Source organism: Streptomyces sp. NPDC040410, from assembly GCF_055595715.1.
The window spans coordinates 501753-518360 of record NZ_JBVIVK010000001.1 but is presented as its reverse complement, the minus strand read 5'-3'; the positions used below and the strand labels follow the sequence as shown (position 1 = coordinate 518360).

Here is a 16608-nt window from a genome sequence, read left to right as displayed (position 1 = left end):
CGGGGCGGCGCACTCCGCTCCGGGCACGGGTTCCGCTGCCTCAACTCGACCTCGACGGAGGGTGATTCGTCATGTCCGCGACCCAGCTGTCCGCGCTCGCCCGGACCTCCGACCCGCACACGGCGCTGCGTCGCTTCCTCGCCCTGGACGCGGTGGTGACCGGCGTGAACGGACTCGCCTATCTCGCCGCCTCCGGCCCCCTGGGCCGCTTCCTCGGCGCCGGATCCGCGCTGCTGCTCGAACTCGGCGTACTGCTCACGGTGTACGCGGCGGCCGTGGGCCTGCTCGCCGCCCGCGCCCGGCCCGCCGCGCTGCCGGTGCGGGCCGTGGTGGAGGCCAACCTCGCCTGGGTGGCGCTGAGTTTCGCCGCCCTGGGACTGTGGCTGTCGCCGACCACGGCAGGCGCGGTGTGGACGGTGCTGCAGGCGCTCACCGTCGCCGGGTTCGCCCTGCTGCAGTACGCCGCCCTGAGGGCACGTCAGGGCATCAGTGAGTGAAGGTACTTGACCGTCGCCGGATCGGCCGGGAGCAGCGTCTCGATGGCCAGCTCGGCGACGGTCACGTCCATGGGCGTGTTGAAGGTGGAGATGGAGGAGATGAAGGACAGTGTCCGGCCCTCGTGCTCGATCCTCATCGGCAGCGCGAAGTAGGCGACGTCTTCGGCCGGTTCCCCGTCGTCGTCCGCCTCCGGCACCGGGTACGACGCCACCTCCTCGTACAGCTCCCGCAGCGGCTGCGAGCGGCGCAGGGCGATCTGCCGTTCCATCTGGGCGAGCAGATGGCCGCGCCATTCGCGGAGGTTGCGGATGCGCGGTGCCAGGCCCTCCGGGTGCAGGGTCAGCCGCATCGCGTTCAGCGGGGGCACGAGGAGCGACTCCGAAACGCCGTCCAGGAGCATCATGATGCCCCGGTTCGCGGCCACCACCCGGTACGCGGCGTCGACCACCAGCGCGGGACAGGGCTCGTAGCCCCGTATCAGCCGCTCGATGCCCCCGCGCAGGGCGTCGAGCGCCGGGTCCTCCAGCGGGGTCTCCGGATAGTGCGGGGCGTAACCGGCCGCCAGCAGCAGCGCGTTGCGCTCCCGCACCGGGACGTCCAGGTGCTCGGCCAGCCGCAGCACCATTTCCTCGCTCGGCCGGGAGCGGCCCGTCTCGATGAAACTGATGTGCCGGGCCGAGGAGCCGGCCCGCAACGCCAGCGCCAGCTGACTAACCCGCCGCTGCTCCCGCCATGCGCGCAGCAGCGGGCCGACGCCCTGGCCGGTGGCGGGGGTTGCGGCCGTAGCGGGCGCGACAGTGGTCATGCGTACGACCGTAATCGAGGGGAGCGCGCCTCGACGAGCCCCGGAATCCGTCTCCTGGGAGGCCGCGGCGGTGAGTGGTCCGTCTGCCATTCGGCCGACAAACTCCACCGGTCCGCCCGAACATGTCGGCACCTTACCATCGGGAACCCTTCTGACCTGGGCCGCAGCGGCAGAGTTGTGGCAGGCTGAAGGAGCACCCGCAACCGAGGAAGGAGCGCGGCCATGCCCGTCGAACCGCTGTCGCAGAAGGAGATCGAGGACCGGCTCGCCGAGCTGCCCGGGTGGTCGCTCGACGGCGACCGCCTCACCCGCTCCTACCGGCTCGGCTCCCACTTCGCGGCCACGGCGATGGTCGTCCACATCGCCCAGGTCCAGGACAGGCTCGACCACCACTCAAACCTCACCCTCGGTTACAACACCGTGTCCCTGAGTGTGAACACGCACAGTGCCGGGGGCGCGGTGACGGAGATGGACTTCAAGCTGGCGCGGAAAGTGGAGGCTCTCGCTCCCGGCCACGGGGCCAAGTGACACGTGCTGGACTACGACAAGGAAGCCGGCGCCTACGACGCCAGCCGCGGCGGCGAGCCCCGCGCCGCCGCGGCAGCGGACGCCGTCCTCGGCCTGATCCCCGCAGGAGCCGGCCGGCTGCTCGACGTCGGCTGCGGCACGGGCATCGTGACCCGGCGGCTCACGGCGGCACGGCCCGGCCTGCGGGTGACGGGCGCCGACCTGACGTACGGGATGGCCCGGACGGCCGCCGTACGGATGCCCGGCGCGATCGTCCTGGCCGACAGCCGCCGCCTGCCGTTCCCCGACGGGACGTTCGACGCCGTCACCAGCGTGTGGCTGCTGCACCTTCTCGACGAGGACGACGACGTCCGGACCGTGGTCGCCGAGTGCGCACGCCTGCTGCGTCCCGGCGGCGTGTACGTCACCACCGTCGACAAGGCCGCCGCGCACGACGTCGGCAGCGACGTCGACGAGGTTCTCGCCCCGCGCCCCCGCAGACCGGCCCGGGACGCCGCGGCACACGTCGAGACGCACGCGGCCGGGTGCGGCCTGGCCCCGGCCGGGCGGGCGCGGTTCCCGGGCCGCGGTCAGGGCCGCAGCCCCCGAAGCACCGTCGCTGACCTGCGGCGCGGCTGGTTCACCCAGCTGCCGCCCGGCGGCCCGCTCGCCGAACGCTTCGCCGCCGAGCTGGAAACGCTCCCGTACCAGGACCGACCGCGCCCCGACCCCGTCTTCACCCTCCGCGCGTTCCGGAAGCCGCCGGCCGCCTGAAGTCCATGGCCCGGTTCGGGCCCACGACTACGTCGACGCCGGCCACCACGGCCGGCTCGGCTGGGGCGACTCCGCGGCCGGCAGGTGCGCCCGTCTCGTGCCACAGCAGCCGGGCACAGCCCACGGCGACGCGCGGGGGAGCGGCGCCTCGATCTTCACGAACCCGTCCGCGAGGAAGCGCTCCACCAGCTCGTCGTCCATGCGGTCATCGTCGGCGCCCCGGCTCGCACGCCGCATCCCGTTCTTGCCGCCCCGGCAACACGAGTGGTCCGCGCCCGGTGCGTCGGAGCACGCTGGCGGCATCCCGGACGAGAGGGTGACCACCATGGGCCACCAGCACCACGACCACCACGACACCGACATCGACTGGGCCGAGATGGCCCCGCACCTCGAGGCGCAGGCAGAGCTGTTCACGCCCCTGTACGAGCGGGCCCTGTCCTGGCTGGGCAAGGAGGTGACCGAGCCGGGTCTGATCGTCGACGCGGGCAGCGGTCCCGGGGTCGTCTCCTGCCTGTTCGCCGAGACGTTCCCCGGCGCCCGGGTTCTGGCGGTCGACGGCTCCGAGCCGCTCCTCGACCGGGCCCGGGAGCGGGCCGCCCGGCTCGGCTTCGACGACCGCTTCGGCACCCTGGCCGGTGAACTTCCCGGAATCCTGGACGACTTGGACTACCCCGCCGACCTGCTGTGGGCCGGCCGCAGCTTGCACCACCTGGGGGACCAGCGCTCGGCCCTCAACGCCTTCGCGGCTCGGCTGGCTCCCGGCGGGACGCTGGCCCTGATGGAGGGCGGCCTGCCTTCGCGGTTCCTGCCCCGGGACATCGGGATCGGGCGGCCTGGGCTGCAGGCGCGACTCGACGTGCTGGAGTCGGAGTGGTTCACGCGGATGCGGGCCGATCTCCCGGGGTCCGCGGCCGAGACCGAGGACTGGCCGGCGCTGCTGGCCGCCGCGGGCCTGACGCACACCCGGACCCGCAGCTTCCTGCTGGACCTGCCCGCTCCCGCGTCCGACCGGGCCCGCGCCTATGTCGCCGGGTCCTTGTCCCGGCTGCGCGAGGTCTTCGGCGACGCCCTCGACGCCGACGACCGTGCCACCCTCGATCGGCTCCTCGACCCGGAGGACGAGGCGGGCGTTCATCACCGGCCCGACGTCTTCGTGCTCGCCGCCCACACGGTGCACACCGCCGTCCGTGCGGTGTGACGGCCGGCTCAGGAGCGGCCCGGCCGCGGGGGCGCACCCGGCGGCGCTGCCCGCCGGGGACGGTCCGGTCTGCGCCTCGGATTCACCGCGAGCGGGGGCGAGTTGCACATCGCATGCCCTCATCCGGCGGCCGCGGCCGCCGCGTTGACCCGCGCTTCGCCGTGTCCGAGGTGTGCCGCGTTTCGTGCCCACGCCGGGCAACCTCCACGGGGCCACGAAGTGGGCGGTGACCGGCCTCGCCGAGAACACCGCCGCCAGGGCACCGAGTGGGGCATCGAGGTGACCTGATCGCGCCCGGCCGGGTCGAGACGCCCTTCCGGGACTCCAGCGGCAGCCTTCCGCCCGGCCATCTGCTCACCGCCGACCAGATCGCCGACTCGATCGTGTGGGCCGTCCGCCAGCCCGCCGGAGTCGACGTCAACACCATGGTCGTACGCCCCCATCGGTCAGCCCAACCGACCCTTCTCGTGCGGTCGTCGGGCTTGGAGCATCTGTTGGGAAACTTTCCTTCCAAACCTGGGAGCTGCCCCCTCTGCGGGGCCTCGACAAGCCTCCTGGGCTCCGGTGTCCTGCGCGATTGCGACCCCGCGCCTACGGGAGAAAACTGGGCGTACCGAACATCCCGGATATCCCGGCTGTTGGGAGGCGAGGCGTCATGTTCGTACGCACCGTGTATGCCACCGGTGATCCCGCGAAGATCGACATGGCAATCAGGGCACTGAACGTGCAGGGAAGGGATCTGCTGGAGGACCGCCCGGGATATCGCGGAGCCGGTGTCTTCGTGGATCGGGAGCTGGGCAAACTCCTCGCGGTGAGCTGGTGGGAGTCCGAAGAGGCCAGGCGGAACAGCGACGAGGTACTGCGCGAGCGGCGTGCGGCGCTTCTGGAGCCTTTCGCGGCGACACTGGCGGTCGACAACTACGAGGCGGTGGTCTTCCATCCGGTCCGCCAGCCGCAGGCGGGAGGCGGACTGCGGGTCAGCAGGCTGGAGTTCGACCCCGCGGACACGGACCTGCTGGCCGACACCTTCCGGGCGACGGTGGTCCCCAGGCTCGAGACCCTCCCGGGGCTGGCCAGGACGTCGCTGCTGGTCGACCGGCAGCGGGGGCGCGCCCTGGTCGGCGCCCTGTTCACCGACCGGGAGTCCCTGGCCGCGTCCCGCGGAGTCCAGGCGGCTGCCCGGCACGAAGGCGCGGCCAAGGCCCATGTGACCGTGACCGGACTCGAGGAGTTCGAGGTCGTCTTCACGGACGTGCGGGGCGACTGACACGTCCCGCACGGGAGCGCGCGGCCGGCGTGTCCGCTCAGCCCCGCCGCGGGGCGGGGCTGAGCGGACCGTCGTGCAGGAGCGGGCGTCAGCCCATGCCGAAGGCCGCGGGGTCGGGGCCCAGGCGCCGGTCCTCGTTCAGCGCGCTGATCGCCGCCAGGTCCTCGGCGTCCAGGCTGAAGTCGAACACCTCGATGTTCTCCTTGATCCGGGACGGCGTCACGGACTTCGGAATCACGACGTTTCCGAGCTGCAGGTGCCAGCGCAGCATGATCTGGGCCGGGGTGCGGCCGTGCTTCTGGGCGATGGCCACGATCGCCGGGACCTCGAGCAGGCCCTTGCCGGAGCCGAGCGGCGACCAGGCCTCGGTCGCGATGCCCTGCTCGGCGTGGTACTCCCGGGTCCCGTGCTGCTGCAGATGCGGGTGCAGTTCGATCTGGTTCACCGCCGGGACGACCGATGTCTCGCCGATCAGGCGTTCCAGGTGCTCCGGAAGGAAGTTGGAGACACCGATCGCACGCACGCGACCGTCGGCGTGGAGCTTCTCGAACGCCTTGTACGTGTCGATGTACTTGTCCTTGGACGGCACCGGCCAGTGGATCAGGTACAGGTCGACATAGTCCAGGCCGAGCTTCTCCAGGGAGACGTCGAAGGCGCGCAGCGTGGAGTCGTAACCCTGGTCGCTGTTCCAGAGCTTGGTGGTGACGAAGATGTCCTCGCGGGGGATGCCGGACGCGGCGACGGCCTTGCCGGTGCCCACTTCATTGCCGTAGATCGCCGCTGTGTCGATGCTGCGGTACCCGGTCTCCAACGCGGTGGCGACCGCCCGCTCCGCCTCGTCGTCCGGCACCTGCCAGACGCCGAAGCCCAGCTGGGGCATCTCGACGCCGTTGTTGAGGGTGATCGGGGGGACCTTGCTGCTCACGAGCTCTTGATCCTTACGGTTGCTGTCAGGTGGTACTCCACATCGTCAACGATCACGAGCCCCTGTGCATTCCTGACCGCCTAATCCACCGGTCCGGATTCGGTCAGGCGCGGTACAGGGCCTCGACGTCGTTGGCGTAGGCGTTCTCGATCGCCTTGCGCTTCAGCTTCAGGGACGGCGTGAGCAGACCGTCCTCCTCGGTGAACGGCTGGGCCAGGATACGGAAGGTGCGGATCGACTCGGCCTGGGAGACAAGGGTGTTGGCGGCGACCACCGCGCGCCTGACCTCCCTCTCAAGGTCCGCGTCGCGCACCAGCTCGGCCGGCGCCATCCGCGGTTTGGCGCGCATCGCGAGCCAGTGCTCGACGGCCTCCTGGTCGAGGGTGACGAGCGCCGCGATGTACGGGCGGTCGTTGCCGACGACGATGCACTGTGCGACGAGCGGATGGTCACGCACCCGTTCCTCCAGCACCCCGGGCGACACGCTTTTGCCGCCCGAGGTGACCAGAATCTCCTTCTTGCGCCCGGTGATGGTGAGGAAACCGTCCTCGTCGAGGGAGCCCAGGTCGCCGGTGGCGAGCCAGCCGTCGTGCAGGGTCGCGTCGGTCGCCTTCTGGTTGTTGAGGTAGCCCTGGAAGACGTTGGCGCCGTGCAGCCAGATCTCGCCGTCGTCCGCGATGTGCACGGTCATGCCGGGAATGGGCTGGCCGACGGTGCCGTAACGGGTGCGCTCGGGCGGATTGGCGGTCGCCGCAGCCGTCGACTCGGTGAGGCCGTACCCCTCGTAGATGTGCACGCCCGCGCCCGCGAAGAACAAGCCGAGGCGGCGGTCCATCGCCGAGCCGCCCGACATCGCGTGCCGCACCCGGCCGCCCATCGCGGCCCGCATCTTGGAGTAGACGAGCTTGTCGAAGAGCTGGTGCTGCACGCGTAGACCCGCGGACGGGCCGGCACCGACACCCCAGGCCTTCGCCTCCATCGCGTCCGCGTACTTCACCGCGACCTCGACCGCCTTCTCGAACGGCCCCGCCCTGCCCTCCTTCTCGGCCTTGCGGCGGGCCGCGTTGAAGACCTTCTCGAAGATGTACGGCACCGCGAGGAAGAACGTCGGCCTGAAGGCGGCCAGATCGGGCAGCAGGGCCGCCGCGTTCAGCTGCGGCTGGTGGCCGAGACGGACCTTGCCGCGGATCGCCGCGACCTGCACCATCCGCCCGAAGACGTGCGCGAGCGGCAGGAACAGCAGGGTCGCCGCCTCGTCGCCTCTCTTGGAGTGGAACACCGGCTCCCACCGCTCGATGACCGTGTCCGTCTCGACCATGAAGTTCCCGTGCGTGAGGACGCAGCCCTTGGGGCGGCCCGTCGTGCCCGAGGTGTAGATGACCGTCGCGGTCGAGTCGGGGGTGACGGCCTGCCGGTGGCGGTGCACCACCTCGTCGTCGAGGTGGGCGCCGGCGTCGTACAACTCCCGTACGGCGCCCGCGTCCAGCTGCCACAGCTGGTGCAGCCGGGGCAGCCGGTCGATGACGGTGGCGATCGTCATCGCGTGGTCCTCGTGCTCCACGACCGCGGCCGTGCACCCGGAGTCGTAGAGCATCCAGAAGCACTGCTCCGCCGAGGAGGTGGGGTAGACCGGCACCACCTGGGCACCGATCGTCCACAAAGCGAAGTCGAAGAGCGTCCACTCGTAGCGGGTACGGGACATGATCGCGACACGGTCGCCGAAGCGGATGCCCCGGGCCAGCAGGCCCTTGGCGAGGGCGAGGACCTCGTCACGGAACTCGGCGGCGGTCACGTCACACCACTGGCCCGTCTCGTCCTTGCGGCCGAGTGCGGTGTGCAGCGGGTCGTCCTGGGCATGCTCGAAGACGACATCGGCCAGGCCGCCCACCGGCGGTGCCAACACCAACGGAGGGATGGTGAACTCGCGCAAACCCCGCACCCCGCTCCTCTTCCCTTGCCTTCCCTTCCCTTGCCTTTCCTTGCCTTTCCTTGCCTTTCCTTGCCTTTCCTTGCCTTTCCTTGCCTTTCCTTGCCTTGTCTTTCCTTGTCTTTCCTTGGCTTCGGCTTTCAGGTGACGCTCCGCACAGCGCCGTGAAAGCTACCCCACCCGAAGACGGGGCGGGAGGGGCCGGAAGCCGAGCAGTGCTCATGTATGCGCTGGTCAGTGCAGGAAAATGCGCTCACATGGGGAAGGGTCGGACAGAAAGCTGACCGTTGAGTAAGTTTCTGGACGGTAATCTCCACCGAATCTGTACGACCCGGTTGCGGCGCCCGACCCGGACCGGCCACCGGTCGGCCTCGTGGCACGGCCGCCACTTCCGGCAGCCTCCGCGGAGCCGTTTGCGTCACTGGGTTGTCAAGCAGCTCACGTGCCCCCGCGCGCACGCCGTTGCAGACGGTCCCCGCCCGCCAGGATCGCCGCCGCCAGCGCGTCCGCCGCGCTCTGGGCGGAGGTGCGGCGGGCGCCGTGCACGAGCACGAAGTCGACCCGGCCGAGCTCGGGCAGCCCGGACCGTTCGGCCACCCGCACCAGGCCCGGAGGGATCAGGCCCCGCGAGTGGGCCATCACACCCAGGCCCGCCCGGGCCGCCGCGACCAGGCCGTTCAGACTGCCGCTCGTGCACACGACGCGCCAGGGACGTCCCTGCCGCTCCAGCGCCTCCAGGGCGAGTGCCCGCGTGATACCCGGCGGCGGATAGACGATCAGCGGCACCGGCCGGTCCGGGTCCAGGCGCAGCCGCTCCGCGCCGATCCACACCAGCCGGTCGTGCCAGACCAGCTCTCCGCGCGGATCCTCGGAGCGCCGCTTGGCCAGCACCAGGTCCAGGTTTCCGGCCGCCAGCCGCTCGTGCAGCGTTCCTGAGAGCTCGACCGTCAGCTCCAGGTCGACCTCGGGGTGGTCGTGGCGGAAACCCTCCAGGATCTCCGGCAGCCGTGTCAGCACGAAGTCCTCCGACGCACCGAAGCGCAGCCGCCCGCGCACCCGCGTCCCCGTGAAGAACGCCGACGCCTGCTCGTGCACCTCCAGGATCCGGCGGGCGAAGCCGAGCATCGCCTCGCCGTCCTCCGTCAGCTCCACGGAATGCGTGTCCCGCGCGAACAGCTGCCGCCCGGTGGCTTCCTCCAGACGCCGCACATGCTGGCTGACGGTCGACTGGCGCAACCCCAGCCGCCTGGCGGCCTGCGTGAAGCTCAGCGTCTGCGCCACCGCCAGGAACGTACGCAGCCGGGACGGGTCGTACACACCCCCAGGCTAACCCCGGTCATCGCGGAACGTGATGACAGTCAGAGTGCTATGCCGGATTCCCGATCGCGGACGGGAGGAGCAGGATGAAGAGGGGCCCTCCTGTCCCCTCTCCGAACGCAAGTCACCCGCCCGTACCGCCGAGAGCACAAGCAAGTGGAGCACCGTGAAACGCCTGCGACGGCCGAGCCGGCTGCCGATCGACCCGTACATCCTGCTGCTCCTCGGGACGGTGGGCCTCGCGGCGCTGCTGCCCGCGCGCGGGACGGGCGCCGACGTCGCCTCCGGCGCCTCCACGGCCGCCATCGCCTTCCTCTTCTTCCTCTACGGCGCCCGCCTGTCCACCCGTGAGGCGCTCGACGGGCTCAGGCACTGGCGGCTCCACAGCACGGTCCTGGTCTGCACCTTCCTCCTCTTCCCGCTCCTCGGCCTGGCCGCCGGCGGCCTCGTCCCCGTGCTGCTGACCCAGCCGCTCTACCAGGGCCTGCTCTTCCTCACCCTGGTCCCCTCCACCATTCAGTCGTCGATCGCCTTCACCTCGATCGCCCGCGGCAACGTGCCCGCCGCGATATGCGCGGGCTCCTTCTCCTCCCTGGTCGGCATCGTGCTCACCCCGCTGCTCGCGGCCGCCCTGCTCGGCAGCAGCGGCGGGTTCTCCGCCGACTCGCTCATCGCGATCGTGCTGCAGCTGCTCGTGCCGTTCCTCGCCGGACAGGTGCTGCGGCCCTGGATCGGCGGCTTCATCACCCGCCACAAGAAGGCCCTCGGTCTTGTCGACCGCGGTTCGATCCTCCTCGTCGTCTACACCGCGTTCAGCGAGGGCATGGTCCAGGGCATCTGGCACCAGGTGAGCCCCGTCCGGCTGGCCGGTCTGCTGGCCGTCGAGGCCGTCCTGCTCGCCGTGATGCTCGCCCTGACCTGGTACGGCAGCAAGGCGCTCCGCTTCGACCGGGAGGACCGGATCGCGATCCAGTTCGCCGGCTCCAAGAAGTCCCTCGCCTCCGGACTGCCCATGGCGAGCGTCCTGTTCGGCGCGCACGCCTCGCTGGCCGTGCTGCCGCTGATGCTCTTCCACCAGATGCAGCTGATGGTGTGCGCGGTGATCGCCAAACGCCGCTCGCACGATCCCGGCGAGGACGTCACCGCCCAGCCGCCAGCCGCAGCGTCACGAACCGCGGTCGGTACAGGGAGACGTTCCGGCTGAGCTGCGCCGCTCCGCCGCCCGCCGCCTGGCCCCCCTCCAGCCAGTTGACGTCGTAGCTCAGCACCAGCCGCCCGCCGCCGCCGAGTTCGGGATGCACCTGCGGGTTGTAGGCGGCGACCTGCTGCCCCTGCGGCAGCGACGGAGAGAAGTCCCGCGTCGGCCCGTGCCACGGCCCCGTCGGGGAGCAGGCCCAGTACGACGTCACCGTCGCCAGCCCCTCGGTCCCCGCCGCCATCGTGACCAGCACGTACGTCCCGCCCTCGCGCACCACCGAGAACGCGCTGCCCACCCCCGTGCGCCGCCCGTCCCCGAGCACCGCGCGCGGTCGCGCACCGGCGGCCCACTTGGAGCCGGTCCAGTACTGCCAGGCCGCCGGCTCCCCGAGCCGGCCCTCCGGAACCCGCGCCACGTACGCCGACGAGGCCGGCCTGGACGCCGCCTGGCCGTCGTCGCCGCCGAAGACGTATGTCCACCCGGCCTTCCCGACGAGCGTGGTGCCGAACAGCACGCGCCGGGAGGGATCCGGGACGAGCTGCTGGTCGAGCACCCTGACGACCGACTCGACGCGCAGATCGGGCAGCGAGAGAGTGGCGACCTCGGTGGCGGTCGGCATCCCGTAGATCCACGGGGTGCGGCCGGCCGTCCGCACCCACAGCAGGACCCGTACGACCTGCTCGGCCGAGCCGGGGGAACGCGGCTCGACCCGGGCTGCCACCGGCCAGCGCCACTGGCCCGGGCCAGGGTCGGGGAAGAGGGGGGAGGGGAGGGAGTACTGCAGGCGCCCGTCGTTCATCACGACGGCCGAGTTGCGCACCAGCGGTGCGGGCCGCGTCCCGCCAGGCGTAGGACTCGCCGACCGGATTGGGCGGGCCGTGCACCTGGCCCAGGTAGGTGTCCGAGAACAGCCAGAGCACCCGGCCGTCAGGCAGTCGCACCGAATGGGTGCCGTCGCCGCCGGTCCAGTCGTCGGTACGGGTCGCGTCGTCGCCATAGCGGGCGAACTCGGCGGTGAGACGGTGGTCCGCCGACCACGAGGCGACCGTACGCGGGATACAGTCGGCGCCATCCTGTCGATCGTCGCCGTCCGGGCGGCCCGTGAGCAGCACGGCTCCGAGAACCAGGGCCAGTAGCAGGCCGACCCCGGCTCCAGTCCGCTGCCGTGCTCGTATGTCCGCGGGCACGGTCCGCGACGTTAGCGGCTGCCGCCCGCATGGTCCATGGGCCGAACCGGGACCCGCGTTTCCCGCTGCTGGGGTCGGTCGTGCGGGCGGCGGAGGTGCGCTTCAGCGCGGGGTGAGCCGCAGCCGCCGTATCGGACTCGCCGGACTGGCCGGGGCGCCGCGCTCACCGGGCCCGGCCGGCCCGCCGCGGCGTGCCGGTCAGCCCTGGGCGGCCGCGGCCCGCAGGGTGATGCGTTCCTCGCCCGCGTACACGTTCATGGAGCTGCCCCGCAGAAAGCCCACCAGCGTCAGGCCCGTCTCCGCGGCCAGGTCCACCGCGAGCGCCGAGGGCGCCGAGACCGCCGCCAGCATCGGGATGCCCGCCATCACCGCTTTCTGCGCCAGCTCGAAGGAGGCCCGGCCGGACACCAGCAGGATCGTCCGCGACAGCGGCAGGCCGCCGTTCTGCAGGGCGCGCCCGACCAGCTTGTCGACCGCGTTGTGGCGGCCCACGTCCTCCCGTACGTCGAACAGCTCGCCGTCCTCGCCGAACAGGGCCGCCGCGTGCAGCCCCCCGGTCCGGTCGAAGACCCGCTGGGATGCGCGCAGCCGGTCGGGGAGACCCGCGAGCAGGTCCGGGTCCACCCGGACCGGGGGAGTGTCGGCGATGGGCCAACGGGCCGTCGTACGGACCGCGTCGAGGCTCGCCTTCCCGCACAGGCCGCAGGAAGAGGTCGTGTAGACGTTCCGCTCCAGGGTGATGTCCGGTATCGCCACGCCCGGGGCCGTCTTCACGTCGACCACGTTGTACGTGTTCGAGCCGTCGACCGTGGCGCCCGCACAGTAGACGATGTTCTGCAGATCGGATGCAGTCGCCAGTACACCCTCACTCACCAGGAATCCCGCGGCGAGCGCGAAGTCGTCGCCCGGCGTGCGCATCGTGATCGCGAGCGGCTTGCCGTTCAGCCTGATCTCCAGGGGTTCCTCGGCGACGAGTGTGTCCGGGCGGCTGGAGACCGCCCCGTTCCGGATGCGGAGCACCTTGCGTCGTTCCGTGACTCGTCCCATGTCCTGATCAGCCCCGGTTCTGTACGTGCTGGTAATCGAAACGCCCCTTGATGCAGAGGTTGCCGTGGGCCACCGGGTTGTCGTGCGGCGGGGTGACCTTCACGATCTCATTGTCCTGCACGTGCAGAGTGAGGATGCAGCCCACTCCGCAGGACGCGCACACCGTGGTCGTCTCGGTCCGCGCCGTGATGTACTCCCTCATCGCGCTGTTCGGCGACTCCTCCAAGCCGCTGTTCCTGTTCACCGGGTAGCCGTTCGAGAAATGTTTTGGCGTCCGAGAGTCTGACCGAAGCCGACAACCCCGGCGCCCTATTCCTGTGGCTTCACCTGCCGTCGTACCCGCGAGTCACTGATCAGACTGGTGGATCCCGCTATCCAAGGCAACGAGGGGGACCACGCACATGAACGGCTCGCGCATCGCCGCCGTCGGCCACTACCAGCCCGCCAAGGTGCTCACCAACGAGGACCTGGCGGGCCTGGTCGACACCAGCGACGAGTGGATCACGTCCCGGGTGGGCATCCGGACGCGTCACATCGCCGGGCCCGACGAGCCGGTGGACGAGCTGGCCGCCCACGCGGCGGCCAAGGCACTCGCCACGGCCGGTCTGACGTCGGCCGACATCGACCTGGTCCTGGTCGCCACCTCCACTGCCGTCGACCGCTCCCCGAACATGGCTGCCCGGGTCGCCGCCCGCCTCGGTGTTCCGTCGCCTGCAGTGATCGACGTCAACGTCGTGTGCGCCGGGTTCACCCATGCCCTGGCCACCGCCGACCACACCGTCCGCGCGGGCGCCGCGACCCGTGCCCTCGTGATCGGCGCCGACAAGATGTCCGAGGTGACGGACTGGAGCGACCGCACCACCTGCGTGCTCGTCGGCGACGGGGCGGGCGCCGCAGTCGTGGAGGCCTGCGCCGCCGGCGACGAGCCCGGGATCGGACCCGTGCTGTGGGGATCGGTGCCCGAGATGGGGCACGCGGTGCGCATCGAAGGGCAGCCCGCGCGGTTCGCGCAGGAGGGGCAGAGCGTCTACCGATGGGCGACCACGCGGCTGCCGCCGCTCGCCCGAGAGGCGTGCGAGCGGGCGGGGCTCGCCCCCGAAGACCTCGCCGCGGTCGTGCTGCACCAGGCCAACCTGCGCATCATCGAGCCGCTCGCCCAGAAGCTCGGCGCGGTCAACGCCGTCGTCGCGCGCGATGTCACCCGATCGGGCAACACGTCGGCGGCGAGCATCCCGCTCGCCTTCTCCAAGCTGGTGGAGCAGGGGGAGATCTCTACCGGGGATCCTGTCCTGCTCTTCGGCTTCGGCGGGAACCTTTCGTATGCCGGGCAGGTCGTCCGCTGCCCCTGAGCACGGTTCCGCGCCGCCCCCGACAGTGGTGGGATGAGGCCAACTCCGCCGTCCCTCTGACCATTTGCGCACCGTAGGCTGTAGACGAAAGACAATCGACACAGGTTGTCCGGTGGCCGCAGGAGGGGGACCGCGATGTTGTCGACAGGACTGCCGCAGGGGGCGGTGCCCAAGCTCGAACGACCCGGCCCACTGCGCGACCGCGTCTACGAGGCGCTGCTCGAACTCATCACGACCCGCGCCCTGCAGCCCGGCCAGCACCTCGTCGAGAGCGAACTGGCCGGTCACCTCGGCGTCTCCCGGCAGCCCGTGCGTGAAGCGCTGCAGCGGCTGAACACGGAGGGCTGGGTCGAACTGCGGCCCGCCCAGGGCGCGTTCGTGCACGAGCCCACCGAGGAGGAGGCCGACCAGCTCCTCACCGTCCGCACGCTCCTGGAGGCCGAGGCCGCCCGGCTCGCCGCCGCGAACGCGACCACCGCCGGCATCGAAGCCCTGGACGAGCTGGTCGCGCAGGGACTCCTGGCCGTGGCCTCCGGCGACGTGGACACCGCCGTCGCCCTCAACGCCCGCTTCCACGCGAAGGTCATGGAACTGGCCGGCAACGCGGTCCTCGCCGAACTCGCCGCGCAGGTGGACCGCCGGGTCCGCTGGTACTACACGCCGGTCGCGCGGCAGCGCGGACACCGGTCCTGGATCGAACACCGCGAACTGATCGGGGCGATCGCGGCCCGGGACGAGCGGAGCGCCACCCGCCTGATGCGGGAGCACACCGAGCACACGCGGCGCTCGTACCACGCCCGCGAGAAGTCCTGACTCACCCTGGCACGGCCGCCGGGGCGTGAAGCGCAGTCGGCGGCCCGGCGTACCGGTGCGCGCTCACCAACCCGTGTACGGGCTCCGCGACGTCGGCGTCTCGACGTGTGCCGGCATGGGCGGCGCCACGGAGGAGTGCGCCGCGGCGTCCCTCCGTGAGCATGTCACCGAGCACGCACCGAGCCCGTCGTCGGACAGGCGGCAGGATTCACCGCAGGATGCGCTGGAGGCGGTCGGGACCTCACTGAGTCACGTCCCGTTACAGTCTGCTCATGGTCAGTGATCAGCGGCCCGCCGCCCTCGAACCCCGGCTCGGCCAGCTCCTCAAGCACGCCCAGGCCAAACTGGCCAGGGTGTCCGCGGAGGCCCTCGCGCCCCACGGCGTCGACGGTCATGAGCTGGCCGTACTCGTGGTGCTCTCCGGCGTCGAGCCGCTGTCGCAGATCGAGGCGGCCGCTCTCCTCGGTGTCGACCGCACCACGATGGTGACGCTGATCGACGGGCTGGAGGACCACGGCCTGGTCCGGCGCCGTCGCAGCCCCGAGGACCGGCGCAAGAACATCGTCGAGCTGACGCCGGCGGGCGTGGACTGTCTGCACCAGGCCGAGCAGGCGCGGCGCGCCGCTGAGCACCGTTTCCTCGCGCCGCTGGACGAGACGACGGCGGCATCACTCCTGCGGGCCCTGAAGGCGCTGGTCGCGGACGAACGCGGCACGGAGTGAAGGGGCGGCAGCCGTGGCCTACGGGTCACCCGCGGTGACCCGTCCGGCGCGGATATGCAGGTGAAAGGCACTCCGAAACCTTGGTATTGTTGTGCGTGTCGCCGCCGGGAACACCTCTGGCAAGGCGGCAGGCACCTGGTCCGGGTGGCGGAATGGCAGACGCGCTAGCTTGAGGTGCTAGTGCCCTTTATCGGGCGTGGGGGTTCAAGTCCCCCCTCGGACACCAGAACGGGACGTTCACGAGTTCGTCCCGAAGCGTTCACGAATTACCGGTCGAGTCATGTGACTCACCGGTATTTCGTCGTTTCTGGGGCCTTCGGGCCTCGTGATCGGCTCGGTGAGGGGGTGGGGCGGTGGCGGTCCAGGGACTGCGCCTCTCATCTGCGGAAACAGGACATGCCTGCGCGACGGCTGGTAGCCGTGGCGCAGGCATGTGGGGTTTTCAGGGGGCAGAGCGCGGCGGAGGTGTGTCACTCGCGTGGCGGAGGCTCGACCTGCTCGGTCGGAAGCGGTCGCGCCAGGGACGGGTCGGAGGGTTGGGTTGTGGCGCTCTGCGTGCTGGCTTTGCGGGGCTGGATGCCCTGGTCGCGGAGGAACCGTCGGATGGCTCTGAGGTTCGCCACAAGGATGATGACGGCATTGAGCAGGGTCTGTGCGACGCGTCCGTGCGGCAGGCGGAGCTGAGGATTGTCGATGCTGTCGAGGGCGGACTTCCGGAGATTGCCGTTGCCGCCCTCGTTCTGACTGCGCAGTCCGGACCAGGCTTCCTGCCACAGAGGGGTGAACAGGGGGTATTTCTGCCGCCCCCTATGCGCGGCGGGCGTTGATGTGGCACGCAGACGCGTGGGGCAAGGGATACGGGCGCGGCTGAGCGCCGAGTGACAGGGATGACGGACTTCCGATCCCTGTTGAACCTCATGCCGGACGTGGGGGGTGCTCGCGCTGTCGTCGATACAGCAGTAGACGGTGAAGCCCTCGTCCAGGCGTGGGATGGACCCGGCTCCCACGGGATCGCTGTCGGGGCAAGGAAGTTGCGCCGGATTAGTGCCGCGGAGCTGCATTTCTCCGACATTA

16 protein-coding genes, 1 tRNA gene and 3 pseudogenes are annotated in these 16608 nt (G+C 71.0%); 11 read left to right on the top strand and 9 right to left on the bottom strand.

The features are described from left to right. Positions 1 to 71: 71 nt before the first annotated feature. Positions 72 to 497 carry a hypothetical protein gene (locus tag ACZ562_RS02305; RefSeq protein WP_471173286.1) on the top strand — a complete coding sequence of 142 codons (426 nt, stop codon included), beginning with the start codon at positions 72 to 74 and terminating at the stop codon, positions 495 to 497. On the opposite strand, the gene ACZ562_RS02300 is transcribed toward ACZ562_RS02305, so the two are convergent. Continuing rightward, positions 479 to 1303, bottom strand: a complete 825-nt coding sequence (locus ACZ562_RS02300; protein WP_471173284.1) for a helix-turn-helix domain-containing protein — start codon at positions 1301 to 1303, stop codon at positions 479 to 481. The two genes, ACZ562_RS02305 and ACZ562_RS02300, sit on opposite strands and share 19 nt — an antisense overlap. A 222-nt stretch (positions 1304 to 1525) precedes the next feature. On the opposite strand from ACZ562_RS02300, the gene ACZ562_RS02295 reads away from it, so the two are divergent. Both ACZ562_RS02295 and ACZ562_RS02290 read left to right on the top strand, forming a co-directional pair. Continuing rightward, entirely contained in the window at positions 1526 to 1831 is a 306-nt protein-coding gene (locus tag ACZ562_RS02295) for a 4a-hydroxytetrahydrobiopterin dehydratase (protein ID WP_471173280.1), read from the top strand. Positions 1832 to 1834: 3 nt separating this feature from the next. Then, complete coding sequence (locus ACZ562_RS02290; protein ID WP_471173279.1) at positions 1835 to 2584, top strand: class I SAM-dependent methyltransferase; 750 nt, start codon at positions 1835 to 1837, stop codon at positions 2582 to 2584. A gap of 27 nt (positions 2585 to 2611) precedes the next feature. On the opposite strand, the gene ACZ562_RS02285 is transcribed toward ACZ562_RS02290, so the two are convergent. Next, positions 2612 to 2785, bottom strand: coding sequence for a hypothetical protein (locus ACZ562_RS02285; RefSeq protein WP_471173277.1), 174 nt, complete (start codon positions 2783 to 2785; stop codon positions 2612 to 2614). Positions 2786 to 2909: 124 nt separating this feature from the next. Here ACZ562_RS02285 and ACZ562_RS02280 point away from each other — a divergent pair, with 124 nt between their 5' ends. The 3 genes and pseudogenes from ACZ562_RS02280 to ACZ562_RS02270 all read left to right on the top strand — a co-directional run bounded on the left by ACZ562_RS02280 (position 2910) and on the right by ACZ562_RS02270 (position 5049). Then, positions 2910 to 3782 (top strand): class I SAM-dependent methyltransferase, encoded by an 873-nt coding sequence (locus ACZ562_RS02280; protein WP_471173275.1) that lies wholly within the window; start codon positions 2910 to 2912, stop codon positions 3780 to 3782. Positions 3783 to 3954: 172 nt separating this feature from the next. Then, positions 3955 to 4238: pseudogene (locus tag ACZ562_RS02275) on the top strand (SDR family oxidoreductase); the annotation flags it as partial. A 199-nt stretch (positions 4239 to 4437) separates the two neighbouring features. Further along, positions 4438 to 5049: a hypothetical protein gene (locus ACZ562_RS02270; protein WP_471173273.1), complete on the top strand. Its 612-nt coding sequence runs from the start codon at positions 4438 to 4440 to the stop codon at positions 5047 to 5049. Positions 5050 to 5137: 88 nt separating this feature from the next. Here ACZ562_RS02270 and ACZ562_RS02265 read toward each other — a convergent pair whose 3' ends face one another. The 3 genes from ACZ562_RS02265 to ACZ562_RS02255 form a co-directional block, all read right to left on the bottom strand. Continuing rightward, positions 5138 to 5974, bottom strand: a complete 837-nt coding sequence (locus ACZ562_RS02265; RefSeq protein WP_471173271.1) for an aldo/keto reductase — start codon at positions 5972 to 5974, stop codon at positions 5138 to 5140. A gap of 103 nt (positions 5975 to 6077) precedes the next feature. Next, a complete protein-coding gene (locus ACZ562_RS02260) occupies positions 6078 to 7904 on the bottom strand; it encodes an AMP-dependent synthetase/ligase (RefSeq protein WP_471173269.1) in 1827 nt (608 codons plus the stop codon). Positions 7905 to 8339: 435 nt separating this feature from the next. After that, on the bottom strand, positions 8340 to 9218 hold the full coding sequence (locus ACZ562_RS02255; protein ID WP_471173267.1) for a LysR substrate-binding domain-containing protein: 879 nt from the start codon (positions 9216 to 9218) through the stop codon (positions 8340 to 8342). Positions 9219 to 9411: 193 nt separating this feature from the next. Between ACZ562_RS02255 and ACZ562_RS02250 the strand changes: the two genes are divergently transcribed. Beyond that, positions 9412 to 10422, top strand: a complete 1011-nt coding sequence (locus ACZ562_RS02250) for a bile acid:sodium symporter family protein (protein ID WP_471173958.1) — start codon at positions 9412 to 9414, stop codon at positions 10420 to 10422. Here the strand turns inward: ACZ562_RS02250 and ACZ562_RS02245 are convergent. The 3 genes and pseudogenes from ACZ562_RS02245 to ACZ562_RS02235 form a co-directional block, all read right to left on the bottom strand. Then, positions 10358 to 11603 (bottom strand): annotated as a pseudogene (locus ACZ562_RS02245) (DUF4185 domain-containing protein). The gene ACZ562_RS02250 and the pseudogene ACZ562_RS02245 sit on opposite strands and share 65 nt — an antisense overlap. A gap of 198 nt (positions 11604 to 11801) precedes the next feature. Further along, complete coding sequence (fdhD, locus tag ACZ562_RS02240) at positions 11802 to 12650, bottom strand: formate dehydrogenase accessory sulfurtransferase FdhD (RefSeq protein ID WP_471173264.1); 849 nt, start codon at positions 12648 to 12650, stop codon at positions 11802 to 11804. A gap of 7 nt (positions 12651 to 12657) precedes the next feature. Continuing rightward, a pseudogene (locus ACZ562_RS02235) lies at positions 12658 to 12837 on the bottom strand (2Fe-2S iron-sulfur cluster-binding protein); the annotation flags it as partial. 214 nt (positions 12838 to 13051) lie between these two features. On the opposite strand from ACZ562_RS02235, the gene ACZ562_RS02230 reads away from it, so the two are divergent. The 4 genes from ACZ562_RS02230 (at position 13052) to ACZ562_RS02215 (ending at position 15760) form a co-directional block, all read left to right on the top strand. Beyond that, complete coding sequence (locus tag ACZ562_RS02230; RefSeq protein ID WP_471173262.1) at positions 13052 to 13999, top strand: beta-ketoacyl-ACP synthase III; 948 nt, start codon at positions 13052 to 13054, stop codon at positions 13997 to 13999. 135 nt (positions 14000 to 14134) lie between these two features. Beyond that, entirely contained in the window at positions 14135 to 14812 is a 678-nt protein-coding gene (locus ACZ562_RS02225; protein ID WP_471173259.1) for a GntR family transcriptional regulator, read from the top strand. Between the two features lie 272 nt (positions 14813 to 15084). Next, positions 15085 to 15534 carry a MarR family winged helix-turn-helix transcriptional regulator gene (locus ACZ562_RS02220; RefSeq protein ID WP_471173257.1) on the top strand — a complete coding sequence of 150 codons (450 nt, stop codon included), beginning with the start codon at positions 15085 to 15087 and terminating at the stop codon, positions 15532 to 15534. 138 nt (positions 15535 to 15672) lie between these two features. Then, a tRNA-Leu gene (locus tag ACZ562_RS02215) sits at positions 15673 to 15760 on the top strand. Between the two features lie 244 nt (positions 15761 to 16004). On the opposite strand, the gene ACZ562_RS02210 is transcribed toward ACZ562_RS02215, so the two are convergent. After that, complete coding sequence (locus ACZ562_RS02210; protein ID WP_471173255.1) at positions 16005 to 16595, bottom strand: hypothetical protein; 591 nt, start codon at positions 16593 to 16595, stop codon at positions 16005 to 16007. Positions 16596 to 16608 lie beyond the last annotated feature (13 nt).